The organism is Akkermansia sp. NBRC 115031 (assembly GCF_030268505.1).
Taxonomy (GTDB): domain Bacteria; phylum Verrucomicrobiota; class Verrucomicrobiia; order Verrucomicrobiales; family Akkermansiaceae; genus Akkermansia; species Akkermansia massiliensis.
The window spans coordinates 163,411-183,410 of sequence record NZ_BSQU01000004.1; the positions used below are offsets into that span (position 1 = coordinate 163,411).

Annotated in this window: 11 protein-coding genes; 1 reads left to right on the forward strand and 10 read right to left on the reverse strand. The window is 59.5% G+C overall.

Annotated elements, in window-relative coordinates; genetic code table 11:
* Nucleotides 1-13 precede the first annotated feature (13 nt).
* Nucleotides 14-3,667, reverse strand: coding sequence for an autotransporter domain-containing protein (locus tag QSJ36_RS07030; protein WP_285467898.1), 3,654 nt, complete (start codon nt 3,665-3,667; stop codon nt 14-16).
* Nucleotides 3,668-4,139: 472 nt separating this feature from the next.
* Here QSJ36_RS07030 and QSJ36_RS07035 point away from each other — a divergent pair, with 472 nt between their 5' ends.
* Nucleotides 4,140-5,540 (forward strand): glutamate decarboxylase, encoded by a 1,401-nt coding sequence (locus QSJ36_RS07035; protein ID WP_102721963.1) that lies wholly within the window; start codon nt 4,140-4,142, stop codon nt 5,538-5,540.
* A 781-nt stretch (nt 5,541-6,321) separates the two neighbouring features.
* On the opposite strand, the gene QSJ36_RS07040 is transcribed toward QSJ36_RS07035, so the two are convergent.
* The 9 genes from QSJ36_RS07040 to QSJ36_RS07080 all read right to left on the reverse strand — a co-directional run bounded on the left by QSJ36_RS07040 (nt 6,322) and on the right by QSJ36_RS07080 (nt 19,995).
* Nucleotides 6,322-7,053, reverse strand: coding sequence for an N-acetylmuramoyl-L-alanine amidase (locus QSJ36_RS07040; RefSeq protein WP_022396581.1), 732 nt, complete (start codon nt 7,051-7,053; stop codon nt 6,322-6,324).
* 147 nt (nt 7,054-7,200) lie between these two features.
* Nucleotides 7,201-8,145 (reverse strand): type I phosphomannose isomerase catalytic subunit, encoded by a 945-nt coding sequence (locus QSJ36_RS07045; protein ID WP_285467901.1) that lies wholly within the window; start codon nt 8,143-8,145, stop codon nt 7,201-7,203.
* 75 nt (nt 8,146-8,220) lie between these two features.
* Nucleotides 8,221-9,468 carry a hypothetical protein gene (locus tag QSJ36_RS07050; protein ID WP_022396583.1) on the reverse strand — a complete coding sequence of 416 codons (1,248 nt, stop codon included), beginning with the start codon at nt 9,466-9,468 and terminating at the stop codon, nt 8,221-8,223.
* 110 nt (nt 9,469-9,578) lie between these two features.
* On the reverse strand, nt 9,579-10,904 hold the full coding sequence (locus QSJ36_RS07055; protein WP_022396584.1) for a Na+/H+ antiporter NhaC family protein: 1,326 nt from the start codon (nt 10,902-10,904) through the stop codon (nt 9,579-9,581).
* A 33-nt stretch (nt 10,905-10,937) separates the two neighbouring features.
* The gene (locus QSJ36_RS07060; RefSeq protein WP_102736911.1) at nt 10,938-12,026 is read right to left on the reverse strand and encodes a GDP-L-fucose synthase; all 1,089 of its coding nucleotides are present in this window, start codon (nt 12,024-12,026) and stop codon (nt 10,938-10,940) included.
* 1 nt (nt 12,027) lies between these two features.
* Nucleotides 12,028-13,095, reverse strand: a complete 1,068-nt coding sequence (gmd, locus tag QSJ36_RS07065) for a GDP-mannose 4,6-dehydratase (protein ID WP_102721901.1) — start codon at nt 13,093-13,095, stop codon at nt 12,028-12,030.
* A gap of 154 nt (nt 13,096-13,249) precedes the next feature.
* Entirely contained in the window at nt 13,250-14,368 is a 1,119-nt protein-coding gene (carA, locus tag QSJ36_RS07070) for a glutamine-hydrolyzing carbamoyl-phosphate synthase small subunit (protein ID WP_102726599.1), read from the reverse strand.
* Nucleotides 14,369-14,398: 30 nt separating this feature from the next.
* Nucleotides 14,399-17,602, reverse strand: a complete 3,204-nt coding sequence (carB, locus tag QSJ36_RS07075) for a carbamoyl-phosphate synthase large subunit (RefSeq protein ID WP_285467905.1) — start codon at nt 17,600-17,602, stop codon at nt 14,399-14,401.
* Between the two features lie 257 nt (nt 17,603-17,859).
* Nucleotides 17,860-19,995 (reverse strand): glutamine synthetase III, encoded by a 2,136-nt coding sequence (locus tag QSJ36_RS07080; protein WP_022396589.1) that lies wholly within the window; start codon nt 19,993-19,995, stop codon nt 17,860-17,862.
* Nucleotides 19,996-20,000: the final 5 nt, after the last annotated feature.

Below are 20,000 nucleotides of genomic sequence, written 5' to 3' on the forward strand. Positions count from 1 at the left end.
CGTCATGCGCGACTTAGAAGGCGTAGCTTACCCCGGCGTTGACCCGGTGGTAGGTTGACTTGCTCCTGCCTTCGAATTCATAGCCGGCGTAGGCCGTCCATTTGGGGTTGATGACGACGGTGCTGTTGTAATTGACGCGTACGGCGTTCCGGTCCGGGCGGGAACCCCTCGCGGTCCAGCTGAAATCGTTCAGCAGGCGCGTGGCCCTGGTTTCCGGGTTGTCACGCACCACGTCGGGCACGTAGCTTACGGACAGGCTGTTCACCCACAGCACGCCGTTGCTGAATTGCAGGGCCTTGCTGACGCCTACGCCCACGGGCAGGCTCAGGTTCTTCAGATTCCCGCGGTCGAAGTGCCGGGCGTCATATCCCGTTTCCGTGAAGGAATTCTGGTTGACCTGGGTGTACTCGATTCCCAGGAAGGGGGAGAGCGTCCAGCCCTTGTTCAGGCTGTGGTCCCACGTGGCCTGAAGGGTGGCGAAGCCCATTCTGTTCTGCCATTTGCCGTGGGAAGCCCCTCCGTCATAATAGGAGTCCAGCTTGTTGGTTGTCCATCCGAAGCCGGCTGTTCCGCTGATGGTCAGCATGTCCTTGGGGGCAAGCTGCTTTCTCCATGCTCCGTAAAGCAGGGCAACGTAGGAGGTCTGGTCCACTTCGCTGGGCCAGCTGCGGCTCTTGTTGGTGCCGTACAGGTTGCCGAAGGCGGCGCCCAGAATGGTGTTCGGGGTGAACCTGCGGTCCGCACCCACGGCATAGCCGCCACCGTTGTAGTCGTAGCCGTCAATGCCGTCGCGGGTGGCATGGTAGGTGAAGTCTCCCATTCCCTTGATCCAGAAGTTATTCTTCGGACCCATCAGGAACCGGGTGATGCCCACCTGGCCCAGAGCGGCATTGGAAACGGACTTCATGTTGGAAGCGGAGCTCCACATGGAGTTGCCGATGTCCGCCCCGTCCAGTTCCGGGAGAATCTCTTCAATGCCGGCGGTGGGGTTCCAGACGGCGTACAGATGGTCGTTGATTCCGTCTCCGTCCAGGTCTTCCCATTCCTTGGTCCAGTACCCTTCGTAGGTATAGGGGGAGTTGACCGTATTGGTTCCGGTGGCTGTGGAATAGATGTCGTCAAAATCCCCGGAAGTTCCGGGAATGGCCGCTTCCCCGATGGCCATGGCCAGGAAGCGCTGCTTCTCGGCCCATCTCTTGTGGGCGTAATCCTCCAGGGAATCCGCTACTCCCATGGAGCCGCCCATGGTGTGGCTGTTGGCTTGCTCGATGCTGAGGCCGGAGCTGTAATCGTCCATGAAGGGGCGGAAGTCAAAGATGACGCCCTTGCTGATGTCGATCGTGTCCGCATGGAAGGCGGCGCCCCTTCCGGTTCTCAGGGTCACGCCGGATTCAATGGTGATGTTCCTGCTGTTCACGGAACTGTTTCCCGTGATTTCCAGAACGCCCTTGTTCACAGTGAAGGATGAGTCTTTGGTGAGGTCCTTGTTGCCGTATGTCACACCGTCTTCCAGAATCAGGGTACCATCGTACAAGGTGGTTTTTCCGCTGACATTGAAGTACTTGGACTCCGCCAGCCGGTTTTGCCAGTCGGCTTCCGTTTCTCCGGCGGCCTGGGTGATCAGCTTGTCCGCCTCCGCTCCGGAAAAGCGGATGGTTCCGGTGAATTCCGGAGCCGTTCCGTTGTAAGGAGTGGTATCCACTCCTTCGGACTTGTTGAAGTCATAGACAATGTTGTCATACTCCGCTCCGTCGCCTTCATTCCGGAAGGGATCGTAGAAGGTGACCGTCCTTCCTTCCTGCGCGCGGAGCACCACGCTGTCCATGGAAGCGCTTCCGTTGGTTCCAAACACCAGGGAGTTCAGAATAGGGTTGGCCCCGCCGCGTTTTTCCGTGTTGCCTTTCACGATGATGTCCCCCTGGTCAGCGGAAAAGACGGCATCCTTGTAATAGAGGAGCATGGCTCCCGCAACACCGTCCACAGAGTTGTTCTCAATGAGCACGCCGCCGCGGTTGTTGATGAACTCCAGGCCGTTGGCCCCCTGAAGTGCTCCAACGTCCCATTTGGCCGAGTTGCCGGAGATGGTGACCTTCCCCGTATTGACGAAGGATGTTTTCCCATCCACCAGGAGGGCGCCATAACCGTAGTCCGTGGATTTGTTGCCGGAAATGGAGATGTCTCCCGTGTTGGAAAAGGACAGGTTCCCGTGGAACTGCCCCACGCCGTAGTGCCAGCCCGCCGTATTATTGTCCATGGAGATGTTTCCGGTCCGGGTGAACGAGGTATTACCGGTCACCTCAATGGCGCCGTTGTACTGGTCCGCGCTGTTTCCGGAAAGGGAAATGTTCCCTGCATCCGTCACGCTGAACGTTCCGTAAAAGCGCAGGGCTCCGTTGGAACCCTTGGTGGAGTTTCCTTCCACGGTGATGTCCCCATTGTTGCTGAACGTGGTATTGCCGAAGACGGCTACACCTCCCATTTGATTGTCCGAGCTGTTTCCTGAAATGGTGATGTTTCCCGTATTGGTGACGTTCCAGTCCTTGCTGATCCAGCCTACGGCATACGTCTTGTCCGCGTGGTTGCCGATGAAGGTGATGGAGCCGATGTTATTGAGGTTGAAGTTTCCGCTGACGCCGAATGCCCCGGCGCTGTTGCTGGCCTGGTTGCCTTCAAAGCGCAGGTCTCCGCCGATGTTGGAGATGTCCAGGTCTTGGCCGCTGTATACTGCGCCGAAGTTGCCGTTCCAGTCGGAGGCCAGTTCCCCGGCGTCCGCCCGGTTGTTCCTGAAAATCACGTCTCCGGTGACGCCGGCTATCTTCATGCCGCCTCCGGTATTATCGTAGCCGTCTACGGCGCCTGCATAAGCGTAAATGGCGCCGGCTATCCATGCGGAATTGTTTTCAAAGGTCATGTTTCCGGTAACGTTCTGGAACGTCAGCGCATATTCCCCGGCGGGAATGTAAGCCTTGGTTGCCGTAGAAGTGGAATCATGCGCGCCTGCATAAATGGCGCCCCCGATGTTGGAGTGGGCGCTCGTGGGCGAGTGTCCGGTGGAGTTTCCGCTGAACAGGATGGACTTGGTATTTTCAAAGTCGATCTTTCCCCACGTGAACAGGGCCCCTCCGAGGGCTTGCCCCTGCTGGCTGTCGTCACCCAGCATGTTGTTGGTGAAGGAAATATTGCCCATGTGGGAGAAGGTGATGTCACCCCTTGCGTTCACGGCGCCCCCGGCATTCGTATCCGCATTCACGATGGATTTGCAGTTGTTGAAGGAAAGGTCGCCCATGTCCGTGAAGGTGAGCGTTTCTCCGCGGATGGCGCCTCCCCCTTCGTTGTCATTGACCCAGCGGTCGCTGTGGATGGAGGAACAATCGTCAAAGCTCATGGACATTCCCGTGCCGGTAAATGTCATGACGGACTCGCTGGCGGGCCGGGTGTGGTCTGCCAGCTGATTGAAGAAGACGCTGCCTGCGAAGACGGTGTCTTCCGTCCGGAATCCGGAAAAGCTCAGGTCCTCCTTCAAGGTGTAAGTGATGCTGTCCTGCGTCTCCTGGCGCGTGACAACGGTGCCCTGATAGAGGTCTTCAGCCTGTTGGGCTGTTCCCGTCTGCGCCAGGGAGGCTGTCATCAGGAGAAGGATGGCGGATACTGCAAATTTTGGTTTCATTAGTATGCGGTAAGGTTCTTTGTTAGGTACCAGACCTGAGCCGTTTTTTGCCCGGGCGCCCGGGTGGGGGCTTTTGCGCGCGCTGGCACCGGTGTCTGGAAACTATAAGAGTCTTTTGAGCGCGTTTTTTCTCAACGGATGTCATGCTGTACGCAAGGCTCTTCTAACATATTATTCCGCTTGGCCGTTGAAGCTGAAAATGTCCGGGCCCCTCATCTGTGAAAATATGGCCTGTGTCATACATAGGGTGTTTTATGAGTGTAGGTCAGGAAATATAACAAATTTTGTAATTTAATGATTTTTAGTAACGCATGGATAATAAAATAAAGCTTGTTCCTGTATTTTTGTAGAAAAGTTATGCGGGGGTGAATGACAATAGAAATATGAACACTTTTGTTCGTAGAAGCTTCTATCCTTCATGCGGGCGGTCTTTCACGGCTGGCCCGGAAATGATGAAACAATAGATACCGTCATGTTTGATCCAAATCAAAAACCCGATACAGCCCGGGCAGAAAATTCCATTTTCGGCTCTCCGGAAGCAGACAACCTACTGCCCAAGGATCAGTTCCCGGATTACGCCATGCGTGCGGAGGACGCCTTCCAGTTGGTGTCCGATGAATTGATGCTGGACGGCAATGCCCGCCAGAACCTTGCCACCTTCTGCCAGACGTGGGATGAAAAGCAGGTCAGGATGCTGATGAATATCAGCATTAACAAGAATATGATCGACAAGGATGAATATCCCCAGACAGCCGCTATTGAAATGCGCTGTGCTGCCATCATTGCCAACCTTTGGAACGCCAGCCAGGATGAAAAACCCATCGGCTGTTCCACCATCGGTTCCAGTGAAGCGTGCATGCTCGGGGGTATGGCCGCCCTGTGGCGCTGGAGAGCCCGCCAGAAAGCTGCCGGCAAACCCACTGACAAGCCCAACCTGGTATGCGGGCCCGTCCAGATCTGCTGGCACAAGTTCTGCCGCTACTGGGATATTGAAATGCGTGAAATCCCCATGTCACCCGGAAAATGGAAGATGGATGTGGACAGCATGCTGGAACAGATTGACGAAAACACCATCGTGGTGGTTCCCACGTTTGGCGTGACCTACACGGGCGCTTATGAACTGCCTGCGGAAATTGCCAAGGCCCTGGACGATTACGAAGACAGGACCGGCATCAGTGTGGACATCCACGTGGACGGCGCCAGCGGCGGTTTCCTGGCCCCGTTCTGCGCTCCGGACATTGTCTTTGACTTCCGCATTCCCCGCGTCAAGTCCATCAGCGCTTCCGGCCACAAATACGGCCTGGCTCCGCTCGGAGTGGGCTGGGTGGTATGGAGAGACATCGCCGACCTGCCTGAAGGGTTGATCTTCAACGTCAACTATCTTGGCGGTGAAATCCCCAACTTCGCCATTAACTTCTCACGGCCGGCCGGACAGATCATCTGCCAGTATTATGACTTCATCCGTCTGGGCAAGGAAGGGTATACCAACATCCATACCCAGGCCTATGAAGTGGCCAAGTACATTTCAGATGAGGTTTCCAAGCTCGGGCCGTACGAATTCATTTGCACGGGCGATCCGGAAAAGGGCATTCCCGCCGTCTGTTTCTTCATCAAGGACGGAGCCAAGACGAACTATACCCTCTTCGACCTCTCGGACAAGCTGAGAACCCGCGGCTGGCAGGTGCCCGCTTTCACCCTCCCTGCCAATTGCCAGGATACGGTGGTAATGCGCGTGATGGTCCGCCAGGGCTTCACCAAGGACTTGGCAGACCTGTTCCTGGAAGACTTCAAGCGCATGGTTGATTTCTTCGAGAAACACCCGGTCACTTCTCCGATGACTGCGGAAGAAGGCACGGCCTTCCACCACTCCTGATGGAAGCTCCGCAGAATAATTTTTGTTGGATGAATAAGTGTGTGTAAGCGCAGCTCCGCAGTTGTCAAGGTTTGTGCGTGGACCTGGCGGCTGCGGAGTTTTTTTATGCTCCGGCGGCTGCGCCGCGGATGGCGGAAGCGTGATGGAGGCTTCTGTTGCGGATGAACGCGGACTGCTCCGGAACTGTTTCCGAAAGGGGCTTTGTGAGACCTGGCGGACTTTTCCGTTCCCCCTCCGGAATTCGAGGAATGCCGTTTTTCCAAGTTTCTTCATGAAATCCTGCGCGTTCCCCGTCTTCTTATAAAAAGACCGGGGATTTTGTTATTCCTGCGTCTTCCGTTTCGTTTGGGAAAAGGCATGCTTCCGCAAGGTTCCTTGCATCATTCTTTCGGAAGGGTGGGGGGGTATAGCGCGGACTCCGGATAAATGCGGGGTCCACCTGTTTGAGGCGTCATCTTTACTTGGTGAAAGATTGCTGCGTTTCAAAGCCTGGCGCGTTGGGACAGGCGGGATTGATAAAAGCCGTCCTGTTTTTTCATGCCGCCGGGTTGCAGACCCTGCGGAGATTACCGGAAGGGGACGGCGCGGAGGCTGTTGATTCCCTGATCCGCTTACATGATGCCGCGTCGCGGACGCATTGCCGGCTGGCAGCGAATGATGGATTCAAAAAAGCTGTGCCCGCCGCTTTAACACGATCGGCAAAAAGCAAGGGAACAACCCCGGTCAGGAGTCTTCCATCCATCCTCAAATCCGGAATGCAGCGGGAGGCGTGGAATGGCGCTTAGCTGATGCAGCGGTAATAATAATCCACGCGGGAAATGAACCAGGACCATTTGAAACCGGGCTTGCCGTTGTCCAGCAGCAGGTGGGGGCAGCGTTTTCCGGTCCAGTAGTAATGCGGCACGACGTTCCGCAGGGGAATATCGTGGGCGTACATGTTGTAGGCGGCCAGCTTGGCGGCGCGGTCAAAGGTCTTGACGATGCTCTGTCCCCGCTTTTCGCACATTTCAATGCCGATGGAATACATGTCCCCGGGGCCGCCCCGGTCCGCATGCCGTCCCGTTTCATTCAGGGGGATATGCTGCATGGCTACATACGGATCCACCGTGTAGTGCCAGTTGCAGCGCAGGGCTCCGTTATTCAGCGCGCGCGCGTGCTGCATGGCGTCTGCGGAAGGGTTTTCCGTGTTGTGCATGGTGATGAAGCGCGGCTTCATCCGGGAAGAGCGCTGCCGGAGAGGGGAAGAGCGGGGCATGAACATAGGCCGGACGTTGCATTCCGCCAGCAGCTGCCGTGGAGAGCGCTTCACCACGGGGACACCGGAGGGCTTGAAGGAAATCATGGGCGCCATTCCGGCTTTACCGGAGGGTTCCGAACAACTGGTCAGGGCCAGCAGGGCGGCGGCTTCCAGCAGGAAGGTTCTGCGGTCCATGCCCTGGACTTTCTCCAGCATGGGCTGGAGCTGTCCGGAAACACGGGCAAGATAAGTGGCGATGGTGGAAATATTGCTCATACGGCGGCCGGGAGGTGGGGGATTTACAGCACGGATGCGGGAAAAGTTTAGTTCACGCTAAGATTCACCTTTCTTCTTTGCAACGAAAAAGTGTGAAAGCTTTAGCTTTGTGCCGAATTCTTCACGCTTTTTGTCATATTGGGCCGTTCAAACCGTTGTTGAGAGCAAAACGGTATCCGGTTCCGCGGCGGTGACGGCGTCCGCATTTGCCGGAGACAGGATGAATTCCCCCTGCCGCGCCGTTTTCCCGTCCCAGGACACGGAGCCGCGGAGAACTGTGAAGATGGCGAAGCGGGAGGCGTCCGGCTGGGTGAATCGTTCTCCCTGGTCCAGCCGATATTCCTCCGTGGTGAAATGCGGCATTTCCGTCAGGTAGCCGGGCTGCCGGCAGAGCTCCCGGAATTCCGCGATGGAATCCAGCGCCTGTTCCATGTGCAGTTCCCGTCCCTGTCCGGAAGCGTCTGTCCGGTTCCAGTCGTAAAGGCGGTAGGTGGTGTCGCTGTTCTGCTGGATCTCCGCAATGAGGTGCCCGGCGCCGATGGCGTGAACCAGGCCGGCGGGAATGTAAAGATGTTCCCCCTTTTCCAGATGGGTGGAGCGTATCAGTTGCTCCATTTGGCCCGTTTCCGCCGCCCGGCGGATGTCCGAGAGCGTAGCGGTTTCTTCCATTCCTCCGTAAATCAGGGCATCCGGGTCCGCGTGCAGCACGTACCATATCTCGTTTTTAACCTCTCCCCGCCGTGCTGCCGCCGTGCGTTCCGGGGGATGCACCTGGACGGAAAGATTCTCACGGGCGTCCAGAATTTTGCAGAGCAGGGGAAAACGCGGAAAACGTTCGTAGCCGGGCCCGAAGAGTTCTTCCCGCCGTTCTTCCCACAGCCGGTGCAGGGGAATTCCTTCCCATTCGCCTTCCCTCACCGTGCTCATGGCTTCCGGACGGTCGCTGATTTCCCAGGCTTCCCCGTAGGCCGTTTCCCGGTCGGGCAGTTCCCGGCCCAGCATGGTTCTCATGTGCTGGCCGCCCCAGATGCGCGGCTGATAAATGGAATGGAATCGAAAAGGCTGCATCGTAATAACGGGAGCGTAGGCCATCTTTTACGGCCGGGCAAGTAAAATGCCCGCAGGAGACCTGCGGGCATGAAGAGAGGGAAATCGGCAAGTTTCCGGTTATTTGATGGATTCCCATACGATGCCGATCTCATCAAACGGCACATATTCCTTGTTCTTGTCCGGTTTCGGCACACCGTAGTTGGTCCGGAACAGGGGCAGGATGGGCGCTCCCGTCTTGGGGTCCTTGCTCATGGGTGCCATTCCCACTTCCTCCAGCAGCAGGGTCATGCCGAATTCGCCGCCGGGACCTTCGCTGACCAGGATTTCAATGGGGTACACCTTGCCTTGCTCCACCGTGAACTGCTTGCCGGCGGCTACGCCGCGCATGGTGTTGTTCCAGTGGCCGGAGGGGCCGTATTTGTAGAACGTGACGGGGGGGACGTTGATGCCCGCGTCCTTGAGTTCCTTCTTCAGGTCGTCGTTGCCGGGCTTGCCTTCCATGGCATCAAGCCATTTGGCGTTGTTCGCCGTCATTTTCCCCAGGGAGGCGGATTCCCAGCCGTAGTCGAATACGTTCTGGTTGTTGAACCGCACTACCAGGTAGTCGTCTCCCAGCCCCACGAAGCGGAACGTGCCGGATTTGGGAGCGCGCACTTTGCCCCGGTAAATGGCAAGCCACTGGCTGGGTTTCACCTTGTCGTCGCATCCGTAGGCCTTGGGCGCGTCTTTGGCGGGAGTTCTGGGAATGTAGAACTGGGCGGCGTACAATTGTTGCGGCGCCTTGTAAAAACGATTCAGCTCCGACTCATTCCAGCCTTTGTTGACAAAGCGGGAAAGAAAGGCGCGGTACTGGTCCATCGTCATGTTGGTGGGCCGTCCGCCGGGCGTCTGCTTGGTATCATAAAAGGTGCCTACCAGCGTACTTCCGGAGGGCTGGGACGTGCCGAAGGCGGAGGTGGCGTCACCCAGGTCGGGGCCGAAGCCGTCCCCCATGCCCAGGGCGGTTCCTTCTTCCAGCATGACGGGTTCGTCCGGCGGGTCAATGTCGATCTTGGGGAGGCTGACCGGGGCCGCCGCCGCGGCTACCACGACTTTGACGGGAGTTTCCGCATGGGAGGAAGAGGAGGTTTCCCTCTGCACTTCCGGCGGCGGAGGCGTATCCGACGGAGGAGCTTCGTCCGGCGTGATGTAGCCGACGACCTTGGGTTCTTCCGGGGGGGCGATGATGATGGTCAGGGAGTAGAGAATGGCTCCCGCCAGGACGACGGAGAGAATGGATGTCGCCAATGCGGCAATGTAATTTTTCCGCCTTTCCTTGCGCAGGGTTTCCACTGCGTCTTCTGTGGGTTCTATATGAAGGCTCATGCATGTATGATAACATAGGAGCCCCATATGTTGAGTAACATGAGGATAACAAGGATAACATGTCGGTAACAAAAAGGGCGTCTTTGACGCCTCTTCTTCCTTATGGCTTCTCAGCTTTTCCTGCGCTTTCCCGTTTTTCCGGGAGCCAGTGCGATGGCAAGAATGGAACAGACGCCCAGAATCAGGGGGTAATACAGGTATTCCATGATCAGCAGGGGGGAAACCTGGGCGATTCCGGCGGCCATGAGCATCTGGGCCCCGTAGGGAATGACGCCCTGGACCAGGCAGGAAAAGGTGTCCAGAATACTGGCGCTGCGCCTGGGCGGGATATGGAATTTATCGCTGATCTCCTTCGCGATGGGACCCACCGTAATGATGGCGATCGTGTTGTTGGCGGTGCAGAGATTGGCCAGGGAGACCAGGCCGGCGATGCTGAATTCCGCGCCGCGCCTGCTCCGGATGTGGGCCGTGATTTTTCCGATGATGTACGCAATGCCGCCGTTGAAGCGGATCAACGCCAGCACGCCGCCGGCCAGCAGGGTGACGATGATCAGCTCCCCCATGCCGGTCATGCCGCTGCCCATGGCGCGGAACCAGGCCATGAAGGAAAAATACCCCATGCCTACTCCGACAAGTCCCGTGGCGAGCAGCCCCAGTGTCAGAACGGCCATCACGTGGACTCCGGCCAGCGCCGTCACCAGAACCAGCAGGTAGGGGAACACCTTCATCCATTCAATGGGAGCGTCCGCCATGGAGGGGGACTGCACGTTCCATCCGAGCAGGATGTAGCAGGCCAGGGCCAGCAGCGCGGCGGGAAGCACCACCTTCACGTTAGCCCGGAATTTGTCCCGCATGGCGCAGCCCTGCGTGCGGGTGGCGGCGATCGTGGTGTCTGAAATGAAGGAAAGATTGTCTCCAAAAAACGCTCCGCCCACCACAATGGCCGTCATCATGCCGGTGCTGACCTGCGTGGCGTGCGCCAGCCCCGTGGCTACGGGAGCAAGCGCCACAATGGTGCCCACGGAAGTGCCCACGGAAAGGGAGATGAAGCAGGATGCGATGAAGACGCTGGCAAGCAGCAGATTGTCCGGCAGGAGGCGCAGCGTGAGCTGCACGGTGGCGTCAATTGCCCCCATATCCCTGGCGGACTGGGCGAATGCGCCCGCCAGCACGAAAATCCAGATCATCATCAGGATATTCCGGTTGGCTACGCCGGAGGAAAACAGGTCCACCCGTTCCGCCATGCTTTTCCCGCGGGTGATGAGCACGGCCCAGACTGCCGCCGCCGTAAAGGCCACCGTCACCGGAACGGCGTAAAAATCCTGTACGGCTACGGAGATGACCAGGTAAAGCAGGAAGAAAACCAGCAGGGGGCTCAGCGCCCACAGGCTGGGTTTGACGGGCGCCGTATCCTGGCTGTCTGGAAAATGGGTCATGGGGAGTGCGTGCTGCCGGAGATGCTGGGCGGCTTAGTTTCCGGCGGCTTCCGCCTGGTCCAGATACCACCGGTAGATGCGCTCCACGCCTTCTTCCAGCTCCACCCGGTGTTTCCAGCCCAGGGAATGCAGCTTGGAAACGTCCGTCAGCTTGCGCATGGTGCCGTCCGGCTTGTCCGCGTTGAATACCAGTTCTCCCCGGTAGCCTTCCGTGGCGGCTATCAGGCGCGCCAGATCGCCGATGGAGATTTCCTTTCCGGTGCCGATGTTGATATGGCAGTTCCGCACCTCCCGGTCTTCCCCTTTCAGCTGGCTGAAATCCACCTGTTCCATCACGTGGACGCAGGCATCCGCCATGTCTTCGCTCCACAGGAATTCGCGCAGGGGCGTGCCCGTTCCCCACAGTTCCACGGAACCGGGGGTGATGCCGTATTTGGCCAGCGCGGCCAGGATGGCTTCTTCCGGCGCCGTTCCGTCCACCTGTTCCACAGGCCGCGCGTCCAGGTCTTTCCGCACGGCGTCCCAGTCCCCTTCCATCAGGCGCTTGGCCAGGTGAATCTTGCGCACCATGGCGGGCAGCACGTGGCTGTTCTCCAGGTGGAAGTTGTCATTGGGGCCGTACAGGTTCGTAGGCATCACGGCGATGTAGTTGGTGCCGTACTGGAGGTTGAAGCTCTCGCACATTTTCAGGCCTGCGATTTTGGCGATGGCGTAGGGCTCGTTGGTGTATTCCAGCGGGGAGGTGAGCAGGGCGCTCTCCTTCATGGGCTGGGGTGCCTCTCGCGGATAGATGCAGGTGCTCCCCAGGAAGAGGAGCTTGGATACGCCGTGCCGGAAACTTTCCCCGATGACGTTCTGCTGGATCTGGAGGTTGCGGAAGATAAAGTCCGCCCGGTACCGTGAGTTGGCGATAATGCCGCCCACGAACGCCGCCGCCAGAAAGACGTATTCCGGCTTTTCCCGGTCAAAGAATTCCCGCACGGCCGCCGGGTCCTCCAGGTCCAGTTCCCGGTGCGTCCGTCCGATCAGGTTGGAATAACCCCTGTCTTCCAGGGATTTCCAGATGGCGGAGCCCACGAGGCCGCGGTGTCCGGCCACGAATATTCTGCTGTTTTTTTCCATCTCAGGAATTGACGGGATTTTTGACGTATTCCATGTCATGGCGGACCATGATGCGCACGAGTTCCTCAAACGGGGTGGAGGTGGGGTTCCAGCCGAGGAGGGTTCTGGCCTTGGTGGGGTCTCCCAGCAGTTGTTCCACCTCGGAGGGGCGGAAGTACTTGGGATCCACTTCCACCAGGATATGGCCCGTCTTCTTGTCGCGCCCGCGTTCTTCCACGCCTTCGCCTTCCCATTCCAGCTCAATTCCGGCTTCACGGAAGGCCAGCGTGCAGAACTCCCGGACCGTATGCATCTCCCCGGTGGCGATGACGAAGTCTTCCGGCTTGTCGTGCTGGAGAATCAGCCACATGCATTCCACGTAATCCTTCGCGTAGCCCCAGTCGCGCAGGGCGTTCAGGTTGCCCAGGTAAAGCTTGTCCTGCATGCCCTGGGCGATGCGGGCCGCCGCCAGCGTGATCTTGCGGGTGACGAAGTTTTCCCCGCGGCGTTCGCTCTCGTGGTTGAACAGGATGCCGTTGACGGCGAACATGCCGTAGGATTCGCGGTAATTCTTGGTGATCCAGAAGCCGTATTGCTTGGCTACGCCGTAGGGGGAGCGGGGATAGAACGGCGTGGTTTCCTTCTGGGGAACTTCCTGCACCAGCCCGAAGAGTTCGGACGTGGAAGCTTGGTAAATGCGGCATTTCTTTTCCATGCCCAGGATGCGGACGGCCTCCAGCATGCGGAGGGTGCCCACGGCGTCCGTTTCCGCCGTGTATTCCGGCACGTCAAAGCTGACCTTCACATGGCTCTGGGCCGCCAGGTTGTAGATTTCATCCGGCTGCACGGTCTGGATGATGCGGATCAGGGAGCTGGAATCCGTCATGTCCCCATAGTGGAGGTTGATCAGCCGGTTTTTCTTCATGTCCCGCACCCACTCGTCCAGGTAAAGATGCTCGATGCGGCCCGTGTTGAAGGAAGAGGAGCGGCGCAGGATGCCGTGTACTTCATAGCCCTTGTCAATCAGGAACTCTGCGAGAAAAGAACCGTCCTGTCCCGTGATGCCGGAGATTAATGCGATTTTGCTCATGTGCTGTGTGTAGGTGGTTTGTTGGCGGAGGAGGTTGAAGAATAAATGGTGAAACCTCCAGCGGAGCCGCAGTTGATGCGCTCCGGGCATAAATAGCGCATTTTTCCCATGGTGACGAGGAAAATGCTCCGCCGCAGGAAGGGGGCCGTTTCCGTCAGCGGGCGGTTTGCCGTTTGCTGGCCGCAATCATCTGCTTGAAATCCCGGAACAGGTACTGGGGGTCTCTGGGGCCGGGGGCGGCTTCCGGGTGGTACTGCACGCTGAAAACGGGGAGCGTTTTGTGGGCGATGCCCTCCACGGTATTGTCATTCAGGTTCATCAGCGTGATTTCCACGTCGTCCGGCACGGTATCCGGATCCACGGCAAAACCGTGGTTCTGGGACGTGATGCTGATTTTACCCGTGCGGAGGTCCTTCACCGGATGGTTGGCGCCGCGGTGGCCGAACTTCAGCTTGAAGGTCTTCGCCCCCAGCGCGTGGGAAATGATCTGGTGCCCCAGGCAGATGCCGAACATGGGAACCTTCCCGATCAGGGCGGCTACTTCACGGTGGATGTCCGTCAGCGTGGCGGGGTCCCCCGGACCGTTGGAAAGAAAAACGCCGTCCGGCTTCATGCCAAGCACTTCCTCCGCCGTCGTGTGGGCGGGAACCACGGTCACACGGAAGCCGTTTTCCCTCAGTTGGCGCAGGATGTTGTACTTGATGCCGAAGTCGAAGGCCACGATGTCGTACTCCGTGGGGGGCAGTACACCTTCCGTCACCAGCGCGTCCACTTCCTCCGGGGTCATGGGATGGGAGCCGATCTTGTCCACGATGTTGCAGCCTTCCATGGAGGGGGCCTTTCTGGCGGCTTCCACGGCTTCCTCCGGCGTCAGCTCCGTGGTGAGGCAGGCGCGCATGGCTCCCGCGGAGCGCAGGTGCTTGGCGATCTTGCGGGTGTCCACCCCTTCAATGCCGATCACGCCCTGCTTTTCCAGCCACGGGCCCAGGGCTTCCGTGGCGCGCCAGTTGGAAGGAACCTTCGCCAGCTCCGCCACCACGAAGCCGCTGACCTGCGCCTTGCCGGACTCGTAATCTTCCGGGTTGACGCCGTAATTGCCGATCAGGGGGTAGGTCATCGTGACAATCTGGCCGCTGTAGGACGGGTCCGTCAGGACTTCCTGGTAGCCGGTCATGGACGTGTTGAAGCAGGCTTCCCCCACTTCCGTGCCCGTAGCTCCGAAGTGCGAACCGATGAAGACGCTTCCGTCTTCCAGTGCGAGAATGGCTCTCATGATGATATAAAAATGCTGTGTGGTATGGGGTTAAACGGTTTGGGCATGGTATTCCTGGATGGTGCACACCTGGAGGTTCCTGTTCTTCAGCGCCTCAATGGCGTTCACGCAGGCCTGCGCGGAGGCCAGGTTCGTGCAGTAGGAGGTTTTGGCGGCGATGGCGGAGGAGCGGATGATGATGTCGTCCGCCCGCGCGTCGTGAGAGCCGGGCGTGTTGATGATGAAATCGATGTCCCCGTTCTTGATGTGGTCCACGATGTTCGGGCGGCGCGCCTCGTTCACCTTGTACGCGCGTTCGCATTCGATGTCGTGCTGGAGCAAGTGGATCATCGTGCCGCGCGTGGCGCACAGCGTGAAGCCCATGTCCGCCAGCTGGCGGGCCATGTGGAGCACGCGCTCCTTGTCCCGGTCATTCACGGAGATGAAAACCTTGCCTTCCGTCGGCAGGGGATTGAATGCGCTGATCTGGGATTTGGCGAAGGCGATGTCCGGGTCCGGGTCGATGCCCATCACCTCCCCGGTGGATTTCATCTCCGGCCCCAGCACCACGTCGATGCCCGGGAAGCGGCCCCAGGGGAAGACGGCCTCCTTCACGCAGTGGTATTCCGGCGTGATTTCCCGGGTAAAGCCCAGCTCCTCCAGCGTCTTGCCGGTCATGACCTGCGCGGCCAGCTTGGCGAGGGGCCTGCCGATGGCCTTGGAGACGAACGGAACGGTGCGGGAGGCGCGCGGATTCACTTCAATGACGTAAAGCTGTTCGTCCTTCACGGCGAACTGGATGTTCATCAGCCCGCAGACGTTCAGCCGCCGTGCCAGCTCCTTGGAGGCGCGCGTGATTTCCTTGTGCATTTTCATGGAAATGCCCATGGCGGGAATCATGCTGGCGGAATCCCCGGAGTGGATGCCCGCGGGCTCCACGTGCTGCATGATGGCGCCGATGACGGCCCGCTCCCGGTCCGCGATGACGTCCACGTCAATCTCCACGGCGTTTTCCAGAAAGCGGTCGATCAGCACGGGGCGTTCCTCGGAGGCCTCCACGGCTTCGTTCATGTACCGGCGCAGCTCCTGCTCCTCGTACACGATGATCATGCCGCGGCCGCCCAGCACGAAGGAGGGGCGCAGCAGCACCGGATAGCCGATGCGGGCGGCAATGGCGGCGGCGTCCTCCACGTTGGTGGCCGTCCCCGCGTCCGCCTGCTTCAGCCCCAGCTCCCTCAGCAGGGCGGAGAAATGTTCGCGGTCCTCTGCCAGGTCAATGGCCTTCGGGCTGGTGCCGATGACGGGCACGCCGTGGGCTTCCAGGGCGTTGGCCAGGTTCAGCGGCGTCTGGCCGCCGAACTGGACGATGACGCCGTCCGGCTTCTCCTGCTCGCAGATGTGGAGCACGTCTTCCAGCGTCAGGGGTTCAAAGAAAAGCTTGTCGGAGGAATCGTAGTCCGTGGAGACGGTCTCAGGGTTGGAATTCACGATGATGGTTTCATACCCCATTTCCCGCAGGGCCATGGAGGCGTGCACGCAGCAGTAGTCGAATTCGATGCCCTGGCCGATGCGGTTCGGGCCGCCTCCCAGGATGAGGATCTTCTTCCGGCCCGTGTCGCGCGCCTCGTTTTCATCCCCGTACGTGGAATAAAAGTAAGGCGTGTATGCCTCAAACTCCGCGGCGCAGGTGTCCACCAGGCGGTAGCCGGGCACGATGCCCTGTTCGCGGCGTTCCTTCCGGATGCTTTCCTCCGTAGTTCCGCGTGCCAGGGCGATCTGCCTGTCGGAAAAGCCCAGTTTCTTGGCTTCCCGCAGGTCCAGCGCGTCCAGGCGGTCGCCCGCCTTCGCCAGGTCCCGCATCTGGGCCAGGAACCAGGGGTCAATCTGGGTGAGCTGGTGCACCTCGTCCAGGGAAAAGCCGCTGCTGAACGCCGTCTGAATCCAGAAAATGCGTTCCGCCGTGGGGACGGCCAGCTTCCGCGTGATTTCCTCCGCGGTGGGCTTCTGCGGCGCCTTCGCGTCGAAACCCCAGCCCCAGCGGCCCGTTTCCAGGGAGCGCAGGGCCTTTTGCAGGGATTCCTTGAACGTGCGGCCTATGGCCATGGCTTCCCCCACGGATTTCATGGAGGTGGTCAGGTGCTCGTCTGCCTGCTTGAACTTTTCAAACGTGAAGCGGGGGACCTTGGTCACCACGTAGTCAATGGTGGGCTCAAAGCAGGCGGGCGTTTCCCTCGTGATGTCGTTGCGCAGTTCGTCCAGCGTGTAGCCCACGGCCAGCTTGGCGGCCAGCTTGGCGATGGGGAACCCCGTGGCCTTGGAAGCCAGAGCGGAGGAACGTGAAACGCGGGGGTTCATCTCAATGACGATCATGCGGCCGTTGGCCGGATTGATGGCGAACTGGATGTTGGAACCGCCCGTTTCCACGCCGATCTCCCGGATGACGGCGAAGGAGGCGTCCCGCATGACCTGGTATTCCCTGTCCGTCAGGGTCTGGATGGGAGCCACGGTGATGGAATCCCCGGTATGCACGCCCATCGCGTCAATGTTCTCAATGGAGCAGATCACCACGCAATTGTCCGCGCGGTCTCTCATCACTTCCATTTCAAACTCCTTCCAGCCGATGAGGGATTCCTCAATCAGGATTTCGGAAACGGGGGAGAGGTCCAGCCCGCGGGCGCAGATTTCCTCAAACTCCGTCTTGTTGTACGCCACGCCGCCGCCCATGCCGCCCAGCGTGAAGGCGGGGCGGATAATCAGGGGAAAGGTGCCTATGTCCCCGGCTACCCGGCGCGCCTCCTCCATCGTGTGGGCGATGCCGGAGCGCGGCACGTCCAGGCCGATGCGGATCATGGCCTCCTTGAACAGGTTGCGGTCCTCCCCGCGGTCAATGGCGTCCGCATGGGCGCCGATCATGCGCACGTTCTCCCTCTCCAGCACGCCGCTGCGGTGGAGCTCCATGGCGCAGTTCAGGGCCGTCTGGCCGCCCAGGGTGGGGAGCAGGGCGTCCGGCTTTTCCCGGACGATGATTTTCTCCACGAACTCCGGGGTGATCGGTTCAATGTAGGTGCGCGGGGCGGTCTCCGGGTCCGTCATGATGGTGGCGGGATTGGAGTTTACCAGCACTACTTCATAACCTTCTTCCCGGAGGGCCTTGCAGGCCTGGGTGCCGGAGTAGTCGAATTCGCAGCCCTGGCCGATGACGATCGGGCCGGAGCCGATCACGAGAATCTTTTTGATGGAGGTATCTTTAGGCATAATGGCGATGGAAGAATCCTGTGGTTCTGGACCGTGGATTTCCGCCGGGGGGAATTAAGTGCCCGCAGGGCTCCGGAGGAAAGTTTTTTTACGGCCAATGACGCGGATTTTTCAGGGGTTGGTGGTCGGTGGAAAACAGTGGGAAAAAGGGCGGCCGGGACAGGGCGCGCCAAGGCCCCGGAGCCGTGCCTTTCCCTCTGCGGGCAGAGGCTTGCCCCGCAAGGGGCCGGCAAAGCTCCGGAGCTCGTCGGTGCACCCTAATAGATGAACAGCATTTCCCGGTACTTGGGGAGAGGCCAGGACCGGTCGTTCACCAGGGTTTCTGCGGCATCGACGCTGGTTCTCAATCGGGACATCGCGGCAAGGATGTCCTCATGGCAGCTCGTGAGCGCGGTTTCCAGGGTATCCAGGTCGGACACGACGGAATCCAGGGCGCCGCCCAGCTTGTCCGCCAGCTTTTGCAGGGCGGCGGTCCCGTTGGTCCGCTTGGCGTCCAGCGCCCTGGAGAGCGCGGAAACGGTTTGCTTGTATTCGTTGCGCAGGGCAGGGAGGATGATGGTGGCCGCCATTTCCCAGGACAGGCGCCCTTCAATGCGGATGCGCCTGTGGTATTCCTCCAGGAAAATCTCAAACCGGGATTCCAGTTCCCTGCGGGAGAACACCCCGTACTTCTCGAACAGGGCCACATTCTTCTCATTCACCAGGGTGTGGAGGGCGGTCATCGTGTTTTTCAGGTTGGGAAGGCCGCGGCGTTCCGCTTCCTTCACCCATTCCTCCGAATAATTGTCTCCGTTGAAGATGATTCTCTTGTGTTCGGAAATCCTGCGCTTGAGCGTCTCCTGGAGCTGGGCCAGGAAGGTCTCCGGAGCGAAGGAGGAAAGCTCCTCCGCCAGGGAATCGAAGGCCTCCGCCACAATGGTGTTCAGGGTCATCATGGGGCCCGCGCAGGACTGGGCGGAGCCGGGGGCGCGGAACTCGAACTTGTTGCCGGTGAAGGCGAACGGGCTGGTGCGGTTGCGGTCCGTCGCGTCCCGGGGAAGGACGGGCAGCGTATCCACGCCGATCTGGAGCGTGTCGTTGCGCCTGCCGCGGCCGGATTCCCCGTTGATGATATTCTCGATCACTTCATTGAGCTGGTCGCCCAGGAAAATGGAGATAATGGCGGGAGGGGCCTCGTTCGCGCCCAGGCGGTGGTCGTTCCCGGCGCTGGCTACGGAATTGCGCAGCAGGTCGCTGTGCTTGTCCACAGCCTCGATGATGGCGGCCAGCACGGTCAGGAAAATGGCGTTCTGCTGCGGGTCCGTGCCGGGATCCAGCAGATTCTTGTCCCCGTAGGAAATGGACCAGTTGTTGTGCTTGCCGGAGCCGTTGACGCCCACGAAGGGCTTCTCGTGGAGCAGGCACACCAGCCCGTGCCTGCTGGCCTGCTGGCGCAGGATTTCCATCACCAGCATATTGTGGTCGATCGCCAGGTTCACGTCCTCAAACAAGGGGGCCAGTTCAAACTGGGCCGGGGCCACTTCATTGTGGCGCGTCTTGGCCGGAATGCCCAGCCGCCAGAGTTCCTTTTCCACATCATTCATGAAATTGAGGATGCGCGGCTTGATGGAGCCGAAATAATGGTCTTCCAGCTGCTGGTGCTTGGCGGGCGGCGCGCCGAAAAGGGTGCGGCCCGTCTGGACCAGGTCCGGGCGGTTCAGATAGAAATTCTTGTCAATCAGGAAATACTCCTGTTCCGGCCCCAGCGTGATGGTCACGCGTTCGTCCGGCAGCCCGAAGCACTTCATCAGCCTCTTGACGGCGTTGCCCAATGCCTGCCGGGAGCGGAGCAGAGGGGTTTTCTTGTCCAGCGCGTCTCCCGTATAGGAACAATAGGCGGTGGGAATGCAGAGGGTGGCTCCGTTCCCGTGCCTCTTGATGAAGGCGGGGCTGGTGGGGTCCCACGCGGTGTAGCCGCGGGCCTCAAACGTGCAGCGCAGGCCGCCGGAGGGGAAGCTGGAAGCATCCGGCTCGCTCACGATCAGATTCTTGCCGGAAAAGCTCATGATCGGCTCCATGCCCTTGGGGTCCAGGAAGGAATCATGCTTCTCCGCCGTGGAACCCGTCATGGGCTGGAACCAGTGCGTGTAGTGAGTGGCTCCCCGTTCCAGAGCCCACTGCTTCATGGCGTGGGCTACGTCCGCGGCAATGTCCGCGTTCAGCGGCAGGCCGTCCTGGATGGTGGACAGGAGGGTTTTCGCCGTGTCCTTGGGCAGGTACTTCTTCATCACCTCTGTACTGAAAACGTCGGCGCCGTAATAATCAATGCGGACAGGAGCGCTCTCGCTCACCCCGCTCACGGGAAGGGAGGCGATGGCGCTGATGGCTTGTGTTCTTGTCGAGTCACTCATCATGGTTA